The organism is Flavobacterium sp., from assembly GCF_043773265.1.
GTDB lineage: Bacteria > Bacteroidota > Bacteroidia > Flavobacteriales > Flavobacteriaceae > Flavobacterium.
This window is the reverse complement of sequence record NZ_JAYVFH010000067.1, coordinates 1-14705: the sequence shown is the minus strand read 5'-3', so window position 1 is coordinate 14705 and position 14705 is coordinate 1. Positions and strand designations below refer to the sequence as shown.

Here is a 14705-nt window from a genome sequence, read left to right as displayed (position 1 = left end):
ATTTTTGCATAAATAAAACACTATTTTTCTTGCAAAGTTCTTTTTTTTTTATTAATTAGCACAATAATAATTTTAAAACTATTTATTTATGAGAAAATTGGTTAAAAATTCACTGGTTTTTGGATTAACTCTTGCAATTGGTTTTGTGTTAATTCCGCAAAAATCTTTTGCGGTAACAGATGCAGGTAGTGGTTGGTTTTGGAAAAGTAAAACAATTCCTTGTACTGTAACTAATACAGTCGGTTTTGATTATGTTGGCGTTGCGACGACATCTGAAACATACGCAGGAACAAAAAAGGTTTGTGGAGATGGTTGGTCAGTATGTTGGTCAACATTTTGTTCATAGATTAAAATCTACCCCAACAATAAACAATTTGTTGGGGTTTTAAATTAAAAATTATGTGTAAAAATATTTTGATTGTTTTTTTTATTCTATTAATAATCAGTTGCAATAAAAAAAACAAAGCCGATACCAAATTTGATAAGTTATTAGAAAACATTAAAATAAGTAATAAAGAAATAAAAGTTAATAATCAAAATAATGTGTTAGATTGTGAAGCTTTTATTGAAAACAAATTTAAATTATCACATTTAATTGATAGTTTTGAAATTCTATCTGTAAAAGATAAAGGAGATACATTACTTGCCGAAATTGATAAAATTATTTTCAATGATAGTATTGTTTTTATTTTAGATCAATACAATTCTAAAATAATAAAATCGTGTTCAAAACAAACAGGTGAAATTATAACTAGCTTTAATAAGCATGGTGAAGGACCAGGAGAGTTTAATGAAATTTACGATTTTGATGTTGATTTCGATAAAAAAGAAGTAATACTATTTGATGGTTCACAATCTAAATGTATTATCTATAATTTTAATGGCAAATTAATTGCTGAGAAAAGATTGCCTTTTAGAATTGGGAATATTCGTAAAATTAATGATACAAAATATCTAAACTACACTACACTAACACCAAATGAACATCTAGGTTCTTTGTATAAAAATAAAGATTTAATTACTTTTGATGAAAATTTTAATGTTTTAAGTTGTGGTCTTCCGTATAGTGATGATGAGATAAAAAATGACTATTTTGGAAGAGATTATCTTTCTAAAAATAATGGTATTGTTACTGTTTTTCCTAGATTTAAAAACTCAATATATGAATATGACCCAAATACTAACGAGCTAAACAACATTATAACTTTTGACTTTGATGATAAGGCAGTAGAACTAGATGATGTTGTTTATGAAACAGAAGATTTTTTTAATAAACGAATGAGAGATGGAAAGATTTTTTCTAACGGGAATCACTTTATCAATAAAGATTGGATAGGTGTTACCTACGAAAGACGGAAAAAATCAAACGTATTACTATTTTATGATAGAAGAACAAAAAAAATTATTGGAGGAAACAAAGTTGACAACGATATCGATTATTTACCATTCTTTGGTTTTCCAATAGCAGTAAATAATGAAAAGTGCGTTACAGTTATTGATAATAATGTGGTTTATTCCTTATTGAATCTACCAAAAGAATCAAAAGAGCAAGTTTATAAACAAAAGAAACTAAACATTTCTATTGAGGAAAAATTAAAAGATTATGAAAATCCTGTTTTATTATTTTACAAATTAAAATAAACATTATGAATATACTTTCGGGCAAACAAAATAAAATTATTGCAATACTTATATTAGTTTTACTTATTGCTGTTTTTTACAAAAAATCATCAAGTACAAGTCAAACATTTAATTATAAATTTGAACCAATGAAAATAGATATTGGCGTCAAGAAAAAAACAGAAAAATCTATAGCTCGATTTAAACTCTTAAACTTTGACGACCAAGAAATTTCAATAGAAAGAGTAACTCCGGGTTGTCATTGTACAGTAATTAGATGGTCAAAAGACCCAATAAAAAAGAATTCCTTTACCATTATTGAGGTAGAATATGACAATAAAAACCCTGGGTTTTTTAGCCAAAAAACTAAAGTTTTTATTAAAAACGATATAACTGAAAACGAAATAATAATAAAAGGAAGAGTAATAGATTAAACAAAAAAATTGAAAAAAATTATTTACTTTATTACAGCAATTTCTTTTTTCTCTTGTTCTAAAAAAGCAGAACAGGATGACATTGTTAACTCATCTACAACATCAAATTTAACAAATGTAAGTTGCACTGTTCTTGACAAAAGTAGCTTTCATAAACAAATTCTCGCTAATGGTAAAATTGAAGCGCATGATAGAAGCGAGTTGCGCTTTAAAACAAATGAGCAACTAGAAAAAGTTTATGTAAGCAATGGTCAAACAATTAGCAAAGGAGCCATAATTGCTAATTTAGAAAATTCTCTCTTAAAAAATTTACTTAGCAAAGCACAAATTGATTTTGAAAAGGCTAAACATAAATTTATAGAAGAAAAAATAAACTTTGGTTATGGACAAGTAAATGAAAATGAAGTTCCCAAAAATGTTTTAAAAACAATACAATTTAAAGCTGGATTTCTTGAAGCAAAAAACAATTTTGAAAATGCAGAAATACTTTATAACCAAACTATTCTAAAAGCACCTTTCTCAGGAATTATTGCTAATTTAAACAGTAAATATGGTAATTTTATTTCATCCTCAGATGTTTTTTGTACTCTAATAAGCCAAAACAATCTAGAAGTAATTTTTAATATTCTAGAAAACGAAATGTCTTTTGTAAAAAAAGGTCAAAATATAACGTTAACATCGTTTTCAAATAGCAATCAAGAGTTTCTAGCAAAAATTATTGAAGTCAACCCAGCCGTAAGCAAGGAAGGATTTGTGAGAGTTAAAGCCAAAATATCTTCTAATACAAATCATCTATTTGACGGAATGAATGTTAAAATAATTATCAACAACACTTTAGAGAAAATTCTTGTCATCCCAAAAGAAGCCTTAGTATTACGTTCAAATAAAGAAGTTGTGTTTACAACAAAGAATGGTTTTGCAAAATGGAATTATGTAAAAATAGTGGATGAAAATAACTCACATTATGCCGTTAGTGAAGGATTAAAAATGGGAGATACCATTATAATTTCTGGTAACCAAAACTTGGCACACGATGCAAAAGTAAAAAAAACCTTTATCAGAAATAAATAATGATAAAGTATCTTATACAACGTCCAATTGCTGTTTTTATGACAGCATTAGCCTTTATAATTTTAGGTACTATAAGTATTTTTAAAATTCCAACTTCGTTGTTGCCAGATATTGCTATCCCAGAAATAACCATTCAATTATCATATCCAAATAGTTCTGCAAAAAACATAGAAAATGCTATTGTAAAACCTTTAAGAAATCAACTACTTCAAATTGCTAATATCAAAGATATTCAGAGTGAATCTAGAGATGGTCTTTCAGTAATAAAACTAACTTTCGACTTTAATACTAATATTAATTATGCATTCATTGAAGCTAATGAAAAAATAGATGGTGCATTACTTTTTTTGCCGAAAGATCTTGAACGACCAAAAGTTATAAAAGCAGCAGCATCTGATATACCAATTCTTTATTTATCGATATATAATAAAAACAATGATGATATTGATTTTTTGAAACTTAGTGAGTTTACAGAAAGTATTATCAAACGAAGAATTGAGCAATTACCCGATGTAGCAATAGCCGATATTAATGGCATAGTAAAACCTGAAATAAGCATTAAAATAGATGAAGAAAAAGCAAATAGTCTATCTATTTCACATCAAGAAATAATCAATACTATTAGAGAAAATAATTTTGAACTTGGTAATTTATTAATTCAAAATGGTATATATCAATATCAATTTCGATTTTCAAATCCATTACAAAATATTGATGATTTAAAAAATATATATTTAAAAAAGAATGACAGAATACTACAATTAAAAGATATTGCAAAAGTTAGTATCGAGAACCAACAGGAAAGGGGCTTTGCATTCTACAATAAAGAAAGATGTATAAACATAGCGATTATAAAACAAGCAGATGCAAGAGTAAACAATCTTGAAGAGTCATTAAACACTACAATAAATCAATTTAAAAAAGATTATCCACAATTAGAGTTTAAAACAATAAAAGACCAAACAAAACTTCTAAAACTATCAATAGATAATTTATTACAAAGTTTAATTATAGGTTCTTTATTAGCAATAATAATTTTATTTCTTTTTATAGAAGACTTACAATCACCAATAATTATTGGACTTAGCATTCCTATATCTCTACTTTTAAGTTTTTTATTTATGTATTGGTTTGGAATTTCAATAAATGTTATTTCCCTTTCAGGACTAATTTTAGGTGTTGGAAATATGATTGATAATGCAGTAATCGTTATTGATAATATATCCCAAAAGTTAAAAAATGACTATTCACTTCTTGAATCATGTGTTGAAGGGATTCAAGAAATCATTACGCCATTAATAAGTTCTTTATTAACAGCATGCGGTATATTTATTCCATTGGTATTTTTAAGCGGTATTAGTGGAGCTCTTTTTTATGACCAAGCAATTGCAGTTACCATTGGCTTAACAGCATCTCTTATAGTTTCAATATTTATAATACCAGTTCTCTTTTATTATATTAAAAAAAGAACTATTAATTATAAACTACCTTTTAGCTTAAATAATATTGAAAATTGGTATGAAAAAGGATTTAATTATTTTTTTGAAAAAAAGACCTTAACCTTTTCTATAGTTGCTTTTTTTTTAATCGTTGGTGTCATTCTTATTCAAAAACTTCCTTATGAAAAACTTCCTAAATTTAGTGAAAATGAAATTGAACTCTTTATAGATTGGAATGAAAATATCACACTAAAAGAAAATTATGAGAGAACAATATCATTAAATAAAAATGATTCTGAATTATTTCTTTCTGAAATAGGAGAAAATCAATATTTATTAAATAAGGAGCAAACTAAAAGTCTATCAGAAACCAACATTTTCATTGCAGAAAAAAGCATTGAAAACATAAATAAAACCAAGAATAAAATAGATAGTATTTTAAAAGAAAAATATCCAAATGCAATCTATAAATTTAGTCCTCAGAAAAATCTATTTGAATATATTTTTGGTTCAGATGAAAGAAATCTTGTTGCAAATTTTTATAGCAATAAAACAAATGAAGAAATAAATTTTGAAGATCATGAAAAAATAGCATCTGCCTTAAAATATGGAAAACCAATCGCAACATTTCAAAATCAAATAATTATAGATGTTAACTTTGAAAATCTTAAATTATATTCCGTTTCATATTCCAATTTATTAGAAACTATCCAATCGTTATTTAATCAAAATACTATTGATAATTTAAAAACATCTCAGAAATTTATTCCCATAAAAATAAACAACTATTCAAATGCTGACAATATTTTAAATAACAATTTTGTTAAAAACGACAATCTAGAATTAATACCATTAAGAAATCTGGTGAAAACGAGAATCAGTAATGATTTTAAAACAATTTTTGGTGACAAATTAGGCACAAAATTAATGTTTACAATTCCTCAAAATAAAATAGAGTTAACTAAAGAAAAAATAAAATCTGAAAAAAATTATAAAATTGAATTTACAGGAAACATATTTGAATTAGATAGATTAAAAAGTGAAATGCTAATAATCTTAACTATTTCGATGTTAATGCTATATTTAATAATGGCAGCTCAATTTGAATCTTTAATTCAACCATTAATTATATTAATAGAGATACCAATTGATATTGGTGGTGCATTATTATTCCTCTATCTTTTTAATGAAACAATTAATATTATGTCTGTTATTGGAATTATTATAATGAGTGGTATTGTAATTACTGATAGTATTTTAAAAATTCATACAATAAACGAGTTGAAAAATAGCGGAATTGAGTTGAAAAAAGCCATTAAAATTGGTGGTACTATGAGATTAAAGTCAATTTTAATTACTTCTCTAACGACAATATTAGCCTTAATACCTGTTTTGTTTGGTGATGGCTTAGGTAACGAAATGCAAAAACCATTAGCAATTACATTAATTGGAGGAATGATTATAGGAACATTTGTTAGTCTATATTTTGTACCATATATTTACTATCAAATTTACAAAAATGAAGAAAATAATAACAGTAATTAGCATGGCTCCAGGCTCCATCTAATGATTGAAAATAAAAAAGAGAAAAATCCTTGCCTGTTTAGAAGTTAATCAACATAAAAAAATGCGTGTTACAAAATTGTAACACGCATTTTTTTTTACTTCTTGGCTTTGGCTTTAACCACTCTGCCACCCTTAACGTAACGATACCCTTTTTTGAGCGTTCCGTCTTTTTTCACTCCTTCTCTCACAATTACTCTGCTACATAACTGTTTTGCTGATACTCTTTTTTTTGTTTTCGATTTCGATTTTTTCGCTACCATGATTTTGAATTTTAATTAGTTAACTTTAAATGATAATTTTCTTTTTTTTGTTGGCTCATTGTTTTCTCCAACTATTTTTTTGTAATACATAGAGTATTTTAAAGTGAGGTCGTTACCTCTGTTTTTCTCCAGTGTTGCAAACCTTTGTTTTGGGTCTTGATGGGTGGAGCAATGAATTACCGAAGTAGGATTGTGTGCCATTTTATTACCGCCGTACATTGCGCCGTTTTCTTTTACTTGAGATATGAAACACCAAATTACTTTTGGGTACGTGGTTCTTAAAAAATTAAGCTGGTCGGCTGTAATTTTCAAATCCGTTACCGAATCGGCAATAATGACTTTAACCACTTTGCAGAAATCCTGCAACTCTTGAAAAGGTTTCTCTAAATAGCCTTTTATGGCAATGTACTTTCTGCCTTGCTCGGAAGTATTTCGGTTGATGCTATCAAGCGTATCTTTACTCTCTATTCCGCCCTGTTCATAATCGATGTAGGCAACTGGTGTTTGCTCTTCCCCAAAGGCATTAGCGATTTGCATTGCCAATTGTGATTTGGAACTGTGCTTGTTTCCTTTGATAATTATTAGTGCTTTGTGTGGTTGTTGCTTTTGCAAAAACTTTCCAATTTCTCCACCTAAAGTAAAAACATCGCTTGCCTCTTTTGGAGCAGAACCAGCAGAAACAAAACCTAATTTGGCGAGTTTACTTAAACTACTGTTTGGATCTATTTTGTGCTGCACTTTTACAACTTGCTCTGAAGCTATTTTTTTAATTACTTCAGTAGTTCTTTTTCTTGGCACTCTAACCATTGACAAACCCGATTTAGTTTTTGCTTTTGCTCTAGTTTTTACCTTTGTTCTTACTGGAGCTTTGCGAGTTGCTTTTTTAACGGTTTTCACTTTTTTTTCTTGTTCCTCGTCTTCGTGCTGTATTTCTCTATCCAAAATATGATTTACTGCCTTTTGAGCTTGTGCCGATGCTTTTAAGAAAAAACGGTTGTCGTTCTCTAGTTCACTCACAAGGGCATCATTCCAACCTTTTAAATATTTTGCCGAATTGTCTTTGGTTTGAAATAATATTCCCGATTCTGCGCATAAAAAAACAGCTCCGATTTCTGCAACGAGTTCCTCAAAAGCGTAATCCCTTTTATCTTTTTTGCTTCCGTCTCTTACTCTAGTATCGTTTCCTCTGTCCAGTCTTTTGGAATGCCCTGTGGAGTGGGTCATTTCGTGAAAGTAGGTGCAGTAATAGGATGCTTCATTTTTAAATGCCACAATCATTGGCATATTGAGCGTATCGGTTGCAGGTTGATAGTAGGCTTTGTCTCCAATAAAGGTGTATTTGGGTGGATTTTTATAACCGTCAATTATCCATTGTGCCTCTGCAATCGGATTTACATCTTTTGTTTTTGCTTTTACCTTTTTTGCTTCAAATTTTAATCCCGTGCAATGGTCGGCTCTAAAAAGTTTGTAATATTTGATTACTGGGATTTTAACTAGATGCTCTTTTAAATCCTCTTTGGTTAAAGAATGTTCTTTTACAAAGGCGGTAAACTTCTTTTTATCCGTTGTCTTAAATTTTAACGTGCCGTTGTTATAATCGAAAATTGTAGTATAATAAATTGCACGTCTGTGACCACTACCTTCAATTAGTGTTGCTTTAGCCTTTTCAATCTGATTAAAGGTTAAATAATAAGGCTGTTCAAATTCAATAGGTACTAAATAGCCTTTACCATTCTCATCCAACTTTACATCGAAATTCAGTAAAAAATTGATGCCTGTATATTCCAGTTTACTTACATAATTTTTTGCCGTTCCATCGCTTCCAGAACCAACCCACTCTTTTTGCCAAGGCAAATGCCCAACTTTCTCAATGGTATTGATAATTAAATCAGTAATATAGCTGTAAATGTCATCTTGAAATCCATTCAATCCATTCAACCCTTCTGAATCTTCCTCCGATTGGTATTCCAAAGTGGGTAAAATAATCTCTTGCTCTGCGCCACTAAGACCGAGTTCCGTTATAAAATCCTGTATCTCGATAGTGAAAAGAGCCTCTTTGTTGTCTTTAAGAACTGCACTAATGCGCTTTGAAATATCAGAGTGATTTTCTTTTTTGGCTCTAGTGAGTAGTTTTCTAAGCGCACTACGAGAGACCTGTTTTCCGTTTAAATTATTAAAGGCTGTTACTAAATTCATAACTATTTAATTATTGAATATTCTTTACCTAAAACTCCGATAATGGTTTCTATTTGAATGTCATTGACCGATTTAATACTTACCAAAGATTGCATATTGGATAAATTCTCTACAATTGGAATCTCTACTATCAAATCCTTTAATACAAACTTGCCTTTGGCAGGAACAGAAACAAAGGATTTATTAACTGTGATTGTTGCAATTTTTTTGGCAGTTTTATCACTGATAACAATTCGTTTGACTACGGCAATAACACCATCGGGAGAGAAATTTTCGTTTGTTGGATTAAAAAGCGTTACATCCAAATTAAAGCGCATCCGCTTAAAATTAATATCAAAATTTCTAAATCCTGTGGGTAATGCTTTTAGTTTTGCCATTGTTTGTTTCCATTTATCTATCTTACTGCTGTAGTACAAAAGACCCGCTCCAAGAACTGCTGTTGTAATTACAATATGTTTTGCTTTTATGACCATACACTTGTTTTATTTCTAATGAAAATAAATGTCTTAAACCCTAGAAAAAGCAAACTCAAAATGCCCAATCCCATTAAAAACTTCTCTAATTTTGTTAGCGGTTTTTACAATCTCAACGGGCATCTTTTTAATCTGAATAATTACTTTATCCTTTTGCTTTTTTACCTGCAAACTCTCATTTTTAGTCTGTGATATTTTGCTGTAAAACTCCAATTGCTTTTTTAGCTTATCGTACATCAGTCTGTAAGCATTATCGCCCGAAGTTTTGGCAGTGTTTAGCTTTTGCAAAATCTCATCAACTTTGGCGTTTACTAAAGAATCCAAAACTTTGTTTCCTGTATTACTTTGAACAACTGGAGTAATTAGCGTATCGTTAATTACTCTATTTATTGTAGTTGTTTTAGTGCTGTCATTTTGCTTTAGTTCACTCTGTACAATTGTGTTTTGCTCTTTGTATTTTTTAGTGGATGAACAACTACAAAACAGCATTAGAATACTTGTAAGGATTAAAAAATTACGGATTATTGTTTTCATTTTTTTTGTTTTTAAAAGTGGATTTTAAAGTAAAAAGTAGCATCTGGGTGGCTTCAAGGGCATTAAAAAAATCAAACCCAAAGTAAACTCCTGCTACTTCCACGAGTTTGTTAAAGAGATGTTTTCGCACCGATTAGCTGTTTTATTTTGTCAAAAATTGCCCCCAATAAATCTTCCATTCGTTTGTGAAAAATGGTCGAAAATGAACCACACCAAGCGCAAACCATATAGGTAAAAAGCTGGTTAAAGTGTAAAAACTGGTCAAAGAACCCATAGACTAAAAGGGCTACAAAAATCGATACAATCGCTTCGGCTAAAAACCACTTCCAAGAGGCTTTAACTCCTTGATTTACTTGCTTGATTATTTTTACTATTGCGCCCATAATTACAATTATTAGAAATAAAGAAAAATCGAGTATCTGTTTAGAGTGGGATGTAAACCATTCCACTAATTGCTGTTTTGTCATTGTCTGTAAAATTTATGTGTCAAGATGCAAAAGCCCAGAGAAAAAAGGGTAATAGGGATTATGTAGGATTGTGGTCTTGACTTTTTTTTTTAATATCCCAAGTGTATCCACTGTGATGTAATAATTCAGTTGTTTTGCTCGCTCTGTTAAATGCGTTAATCCGCCGTTTATCTTTTTGGTTATCGAACTGATATTATTAGTATCAGCAATGGGATTAAGATTGTATTTAACACTCCAAAACCAACCTGCAATGTCAATGGCAATATCGGCTCGTGTGGCTAAATCGGGATTGGCAATTACATCGTGACCCGAATACTTTTTGTAAACCTCATAATTGGCTCTACCTGTAAGTTGTATTAGTCCACGACCTCTAAAACGCCATCCATCGCCAATCTGCGTATTACCAAGATTGAGCTTTCCCCAAATCCCACCATAAACAATATTAGCTAGTTTCTCTTGATTTGCTTTGTGGGCTGATGTTCTGCCGTATTGTAGCCTGCGCCTTTGAAATTCTACTTGTGCCAAAGGTTTTTAAAAGTCCTTCGGGCGTATAATTAAGGCTTTCTACAAACCTTGTAAATCCGCCACTTTCCTGATGGATTTGCGCCAAAAAATGCGCAATACGTCTTGGGGTACTGATGCTGTACTTTTTAAAGATGCTTAAAAAAGTGATGCTATTTGAGAGTAAAAATTCCATTACAATACTACTTTTTTGGGTTGAGATTCGGGTTTGTCCTCTGATTTTGGCGTTTCGGGTTTGGTATCACTCTGTAAAGTGGCGACTACTATAATCCCTGTTAAGGCAAGCCCTAACAATATTGTGGCACTCTTATCCATTACTTAAACTGATTTAAAGTGATTTGTTTAACTCCTTTTTGGGTAAATAGTGCGTTTTCAGTATTGCGCCCAAAATCGCCATCCACTTTGATTTTTAACAGCGTTTGCAAGGCTCTTACTTCAACGCCTTTACTGCCTTTTTTTAGTATTTTGTTTCTGTCTAGTCCTGTAGTACTTACCGCTGTAACTGATGGCACAGTAGGTAGAACTTTACCAATGGGTTTAATAACATCTTGGTCGGCTATCCAGTAAATATCATTTAAAAGCACTCCATTTCGTTGTACCACATAGCGGTACGTGCCATCTGGTTTTTTACCAACCCAAATAATTGTTCCGATTTTATCGCCTTTTTTAAAAGTCGCTTTGCGAACGCCATCACTGATGTAGTTGCCGTCTGCCATTTTTCGAGCATCGTAGGTTTTAGTACCACTAAATCCTGTTGCCATTACTTCCTGACCTACGCTGTATCTAAAACTATCAGCTAAAACAGTTGCTTTAACTGGTACTTGCGCCTTTACTGGTGTTATTGTAGGCGTGGCAAGTGTTGGCTTTTTTATAGGTGTTTCAATAGTTTCTACTTCACTATAAGGAATATCACTAGCAAAATCATGGCTGTCTTGTTTGCCTTTTTGAACAAAATAATAGATGCCACCACCAACAGCAAGTGCGATACCGCCTCCAATCCATAATTTATCTTCTGTGGTCATTGTTATAATTGTTTAGGATAATTTGATTTTAATAATTTGTAATCCTGTTCACTCAACTCCTCTTTAAGCCAAATTTTTAAAGGATGTTTTACAGGCGTTTGCCAAAGCGCAAAATAGGTGTTGCCTGTAAGGGTGTTGTAATACCGAGAGCCGAAGGATTTAATGACTTGTGCAAATTGCGCCTCGCTAACTCCAGTAAGTGCCGTGAAAATGGCTTGCCTTTTTTGGGTGTTGGTAAAATCGGCTTGTTTCATACTATCGTAAAGAGCCGTTGCAATTTGACTGGCATTAAAACTCGAAGCATCAACTCCAGAATCTAAATAGGCTGTACTTCTTTTGTTTTTACTGCTTTGCGCTACCGCAAAAACAAATACTCCAAGTCCTGCAACACCTACAGCGATAGGTACTATTTTTGAGATTTCCATAATTAAAAAAAGTGAGGGATTATAAAGCGTAATTCCACAAGTTCCGCTGGTGAGAACTGATCTATAAACCACTGTGTCAAAGTCATTTTTTCAGATAATGGATTAATGCCTTTTCGTTTTCCAAATTCGTTGTAAATTCTAATAAATCCGTTGTGATTTACACCCAAAAGATTTTGTTTGACGGATTTAAAACCGCTTCCCAATCCGTACATCGCACTAAAAATCGCTTCGGCTTTATTCATTGCCATACCTGTAGAAATATTACTTGGTTTTTCTTTTTTGTTCACTGACAGCGAAGAAAAACCGTTAAATATCTTGATGTAAGCAAAATAACCAACTCCCAAAAACAAACCCGTTTTAAGCACTCCTTTTACAATGGATGTTGCTATGCTTACTGTTTTATCGGCACGCTCAAGCGATGTTTGTACTGCCTTTTGTCCTTGTGGCGAAGTGGTAACGGCGGTTAAAACTGCGTGATTATGTAAACCTTGCTTTTTCATTTATGCTGAATTTATTTCAGTATTCTGTCTTTTTTGGCATCGGGGAAAAACTAAACAAAGAATCTATTTCACTCCTTTTTCAAGGTTCTTTTCAATATTGAAATAAAGTTTTTAAGTGGTCAGGACTTTCACCCTCTATAGAATAGGTCTCGCAATTCCAGCGCGTTTTACTTTATATCAACCTTTGCTTAATTTTAACTTGTGGATTGAGTTTTTACACACTCTTTAAATGATAGACACTTCTAATCTTACATTTCCAAACCCAATGCTGTTCTATTTTTTTTACATTATAAACTCTTTAATGGTGTCCCATCCTTGTTTAGTGGTGACCATTGCCATTGCTTTTTCGGAGTTTTTAAGGGCTTCTAGCTTCTGCAAAACTTCATTATCCAAATCGGCTAATGCTTGTAATAATTTGGTCTTTTTTTGCAACTTAAAAGGGTTGCTCTCTTTTGTTTTTATATTCAGTACGCTCATTATACTATCATTTGATGTTTTTGTAATAATTCAAATAGTTCTTGTGAGAAAAGGTTATTTTCGGTTTTCTCGCTTATTTTCTGATGCATTACCTGTAAAAGGGTTATCGTATCATCATCAAGAGTTTTAACGGTATCTAGTAATGACTTTTTAATCTCTGAAAATCCCTCGTCCATCAAATCATCGCCACTAGCTAGAGACAATCCGCCAGCTTCTACAGGAACATTAAAACCCAATCCCTTTAAAATAATTGGAGCTTGCTTGACCACGCCCAAAAGCATATTGTTTAAACTGTCGTTGCTCTCTTTGGTGTACTTCTTTTGCAGTTTCTCTTCATTAAGTGCCTCGTTTTTTTCTCTAAGGTCTTTGTTCTCGCTTTGAAGTTCTTGCACCTTTTTTGCGAGTTCTACTCTGTCGTAGGCTTGCAACTTCAAATCGAAAATCTCACTCATTCCAAGTCCCATAAGTCCTGATTTTTTCTTTTTCTTTTTTTTCTTTTTTGTGGCTCGCTGTGGCTGTGGTTCAACTTTTGGATTTAACTGTATTGTCTCTTTTTGCTTTTCTAAAGAGCTCATTTGTGAAAAGGTAACATCAAAAGGCTCTGCCTCTGATTTAAAAGACTTATAGCCGTTTTTGCGTTTCTCTTGCAAGGACAATTCTGTATATCCCAAAGAAAATAAATGCTCAAAAAAATTCTCTGCACTACAATACTGCATCTTTATTTGTTCGTGGGTTAGATTGCTAAAAATCCACTTGGAACTTTGCTTATCTAAAACTGAAACAGCACTATTACAATCATTGTTAAGCTTTTCAATTAAATCCTCTAATTGCTCCATATTAAATTAGTTTTTTGTAGATAAGTAAAATTCTGTTTTGTAGTGGTTCTGCATCGCCTTTGGGTGGTCGAACCACTTTTTTAATGCCTCCACTTGCTTTTTTTATTGGCTTTAAAAAAGTAACACTCAACTGTACTTTGCTGTACGTTCCATCAGGAACAATTAAAATCTGCTTTTGACTGGGATAAATAGTTAGTCCATTTATTATAACTTCACTAGCACCTGTGTTTACAACACAAAGGCAGGTAATATTTTCTAAAACTGGAATTTGTTCCTCTTTAAATTCCCTAGTTACAAAAGCAGATTCTACAAACATTGCTCTATTTATTTAATGGTGTTGTTGTATAAAAAAACGACGTGAAATTTTAACGGTATATCGCCCTGTAATGGCTCTTCTAGTGCAAACAAAAGCGAATAATCTTTGTTGCCTGTATCGAAATTCAGCGGTTTAAACGTCTTTTCATATTCGCCACCACTAGACTGTCTCCAGTTGTCAATATGCACCATCGGAATAATAGCAATACTGTTGTCGTCTTTCATCTCTATGGATGCCATTGCGCCTGTGGCTTTCTCTATTCCATTGGTGTAAACCGCTACTGCTGTAGTGAATCCTGTAGGTAATTTAAAATTCTCAAAAGAGCTGTTCTCTCCTGGAATAATACTTGCTTTTACCACATAATGTATTTGTCTCATAGCCTGATTTTTTTTAAGCCATAGCCCTCGCTATGGCTCTTTTAGTGTTATTTTTTCGCCTCTGTTACTCTGAACTCCAAGCGCATAAACAGCGGTTTTACATTGGGAACAGTTACGCCTTTTGGAAATTCCAACTCCAATTTAAACTCCTCTTTGGCTCTTAAAAGTGG

18 protein-coding genes are annotated in these 14705 nt (G+C 31.7%); 5 read left to right on the top strand and 13 right to left on the bottom strand.

Going from position 1 to position 14705, the window contains the following annotated elements; genetic code table 11:
* Positions 1-88: 88 nt before the first annotated feature.
* From ACH2BO_RS03705 to ACH2BO_RS03685, 5 genes are read left to right on the top strand one after another with little or no spacing between them, the layout of a single operon-like run.
* Positions 89-346: a hypothetical protein gene (locus tag ACH2BO_RS03705; RefSeq protein ID WP_395043410.1), complete on the top strand. Its 258-nt coding sequence runs from the start codon at positions 89-91 to the stop codon at positions 344-346.
* Between the two features lie 53 nt (positions 347-399).
* Positions 400-1641: a 6-bladed beta-propeller gene (locus ACH2BO_RS03700; RefSeq protein ID WP_395043409.1), complete on the top strand. Its 1242-nt coding sequence runs from the start codon at positions 400-402 to the stop codon at positions 1639-1641.
* A gap of 5 nt (positions 1642-1646) precedes the next feature.
* On the top strand, positions 1647-2054 hold the full coding sequence (locus ACH2BO_RS03695) for a DUF1573 domain-containing protein (protein ID WP_395043408.1): 408 nt from the start codon (positions 1647-1649) through the stop codon (positions 2052-2054).
* 9 nt (positions 2055-2063) lie between these two features.
* Positions 2064-3125, top strand: a complete 1062-nt coding sequence (locus ACH2BO_RS03690) for an efflux RND transporter periplasmic adaptor subunit (RefSeq protein ID WP_395043407.1) — start codon at positions 2064-2066, stop codon at positions 3123-3125.
* On the top strand, positions 3125-6109 hold the full coding sequence (locus ACH2BO_RS03685; protein WP_395043406.1) for an efflux RND transporter permease subunit: 2985 nt from the start codon (positions 3125-3127) through the stop codon (positions 6107-6109). Before ACH2BO_RS03690 ends, ACH2BO_RS03685 begins: the two co-directional genes overlap by 1 nt.
* A gap of 296 nt (positions 6110-6405) precedes the next feature.
* Here ACH2BO_RS03685 and ACH2BO_RS03680 read toward each other — a convergent pair whose 3' ends face one another.
* From ACH2BO_RS03680 to ACH2BO_RS03620, 13 genes are all read right to left on the bottom strand, one after another.
* On the bottom strand, positions 6406-8586 hold the full coding sequence (locus tag ACH2BO_RS03680) for an ArdC family protein (protein ID WP_395043405.1): 2181 nt from the start codon (positions 8584-8586) through the stop codon (positions 6406-6408).
* A gap of 2 nt (positions 8587-8588) precedes the next feature.
* On the bottom strand, positions 8589-9059 hold the full coding sequence (locus ACH2BO_RS03675) for a hypothetical protein (RefSeq protein ID WP_395043404.1): 471 nt from the start codon (positions 9057-9059) through the stop codon (positions 8589-8591).
* 33 nt (positions 9060-9092) lie between these two features.
* On the bottom strand, positions 9093-9593 hold the full coding sequence (locus ACH2BO_RS03670) for a hypothetical protein (protein ID WP_395043403.1): 501 nt from the start codon (positions 9591-9593) through the stop codon (positions 9093-9095).
* Positions 9594-9703: 110 nt separating this feature from the next.
* The gene (locus ACH2BO_RS03665; RefSeq protein ID WP_395043402.1) at positions 9704-10060 is read right to left on the bottom strand and encodes a hypothetical protein; all 357 of its coding nucleotides are present in this window, start codon (positions 10058-10060) and stop codon (positions 9704-9706) included.
* A gap of 12 nt (positions 10061-10072) precedes the next feature.
* Complete coding sequence (locus tag ACH2BO_RS03660) at positions 10073-10585, bottom strand: glycoside hydrolase family 19 protein (protein ID WP_395043401.1); 513 nt, start codon at positions 10583-10585, stop codon at positions 10073-10075.
* Between the two features lie 171 nt (positions 10586-10756).
* Positions 10757-10897: a hypothetical protein gene (locus ACH2BO_RS03655; protein ID WP_395043400.1), complete on the bottom strand. Its 141-nt coding sequence runs from the start codon at positions 10895-10897 to the stop codon at positions 10757-10759.
* Positions 10897-11604 (bottom strand): peptidoglycan-binding protein, encoded by a 708-nt coding sequence (locus tag ACH2BO_RS03650; RefSeq protein ID WP_395043399.1) that lies wholly within the window; start codon positions 11602-11604, stop codon positions 10897-10899. Before ACH2BO_RS03650 ends, ACH2BO_RS03655 begins: the two co-directional genes overlap by 1 nt.
* A gap of 2 nt (positions 11605-11606) precedes the next feature.
* Positions 11607-12029, bottom strand: a complete 423-nt coding sequence (locus ACH2BO_RS03645; protein ID WP_395043398.1) for a hypothetical protein — start codon at positions 12027-12029, stop codon at positions 11607-11609.
* A gap of 2 nt (positions 12030-12031) precedes the next feature.
* Positions 12032-12529 carry a hypothetical protein gene (locus ACH2BO_RS03640; protein ID WP_395043397.1) on the bottom strand — a complete coding sequence of 166 codons (498 nt, stop codon included), beginning with the start codon at positions 12527-12529 and terminating at the stop codon, positions 12032-12034.
* A gap of 282 nt (positions 12530-12811) precedes the next feature.
* Positions 12812-12961, bottom strand: coding sequence for a hypothetical protein (locus tag ACH2BO_RS03635; RefSeq protein ID WP_395043396.1), 150 nt, complete (start codon positions 12959-12961; stop codon positions 12812-12814).
* A gap of 44 nt (positions 12962-13005) precedes the next feature.
* Complete coding sequence (locus tag ACH2BO_RS03630) at positions 13006-13842, bottom strand: hypothetical protein (protein WP_395043395.1); 837 nt, start codon at positions 13840-13842, stop codon at positions 13006-13008.
* A 1-nt stretch (position 13843) separates the two neighbouring features.
* A complete protein-coding gene (locus ACH2BO_RS03625; RefSeq protein ID WP_395043394.1) occupies positions 13844-14158 on the bottom strand; it encodes a hypothetical protein in 315 nt (104 codons plus the stop codon).
* 8 nt (positions 14159-14166) lie between these two features.
* Positions 14167-14535, bottom strand: coding sequence for a hypothetical protein (locus tag ACH2BO_RS03620; protein ID WP_395043393.1), 369 nt, complete (start codon positions 14533-14535; stop codon positions 14167-14169).
* Positions 14536-14705 lie beyond the last annotated feature (170 nt).

Bases quoted from the DNA above. Each gene is read 5' to 3' on its own strand.
- ACH2BO_RS03705 (WP_395043410.1), top strand. From the start codon at position 89: ATGAGAAAATTGGTTAAAAATTCACTGGTTTTTGGATTAACTCTTGCA.
- ACH2BO_RS03700 (WP_395043409.1), top strand. From the start codon at position 400: ATGTGTAAAAATATTTTGATTGTTTTTTTTATTCTATTAATAATCAGT.
- ACH2BO_RS03695 (WP_395043408.1), top strand. From the start codon at position 1,647: ATGAATATACTTTCGGGCAAACAAAATAAAATTATTGCAATACTTATA.
- ACH2BO_RS03685 (WP_395043406.1), top strand. From the start codon at position 3,125: ATGATAAAGTATCTTATACAACGTCCAATTGCTGTTTTTATGACAGCA.
- ACH2BO_RS03680 (WP_395043405.1), bottom strand. From the start codon at position 8,586: ATGAATTTAGTAACAGCCTTTAATAATTTAAACGGAAAACAGGTCTCT.
- ACH2BO_RS03675 (WP_395043404.1), bottom strand. From the start codon at position 9,059: ATGGTCATAAAAGCAAAACATATTGTAATTACAACAGCAGTTCTTGGA.
- ACH2BO_RS03670 (WP_395043403.1), bottom strand. From the start codon at position 9,593: ATGAAAACAATAATCCGTAATTTTTTAATCCTTACAAGTATTCTAATG.
- ACH2BO_RS03665 (WP_395043402.1), bottom strand. From the start codon at position 10,060: ATGACAAAACAGCAATTAGTGGAATGGTTTACATCCCACTCTAAACAG.
- ACH2BO_RS03655 (WP_395043400.1), bottom strand. From the start codon at position 10,897: ATGGATAAGAGTGCCACAATATTGTTAGGGCTTGCCTTAACAGGGATT.
- ACH2BO_RS03650 (WP_395043399.1), bottom strand. From the start codon at position 11,604: ATGACCACAGAAGATAAATTATGGATTGGAGGCGGTATCGCACTTGCT.
- ACH2BO_RS03645 (WP_395043398.1), bottom strand. From the start codon at position 12,029: ATGGAAATCTCAAAAATAGTACCTATCGCTGTAGGTGTTGCAGGACTT.
- ACH2BO_RS03640 (WP_395043397.1), bottom strand. From the start codon at position 12,529: ATGAAAAAGCAAGGTTTACATAATCACGCAGTTTTAACCGCCGTTACC.
- ACH2BO_RS03630 (WP_395043395.1), bottom strand. From the start codon at position 13,842: ATGGAGCAATTAGAGGATTTAATTGAAAAGCTTAACAATGATTGTAAT.
- ACH2BO_RS03625 (WP_395043394.1), bottom strand. From the start codon at position 14,158: ATGTTTGTAGAATCTGCTTTTGTAACTAGGGAATTTAAAGAGGAACAA.
- ACH2BO_RS03620 (WP_395043393.1), bottom strand. From the start codon at position 14,535: ATGAGACAAATACATTATGTGGTAAAAGCAAGTATTATTCCAGGAGAG.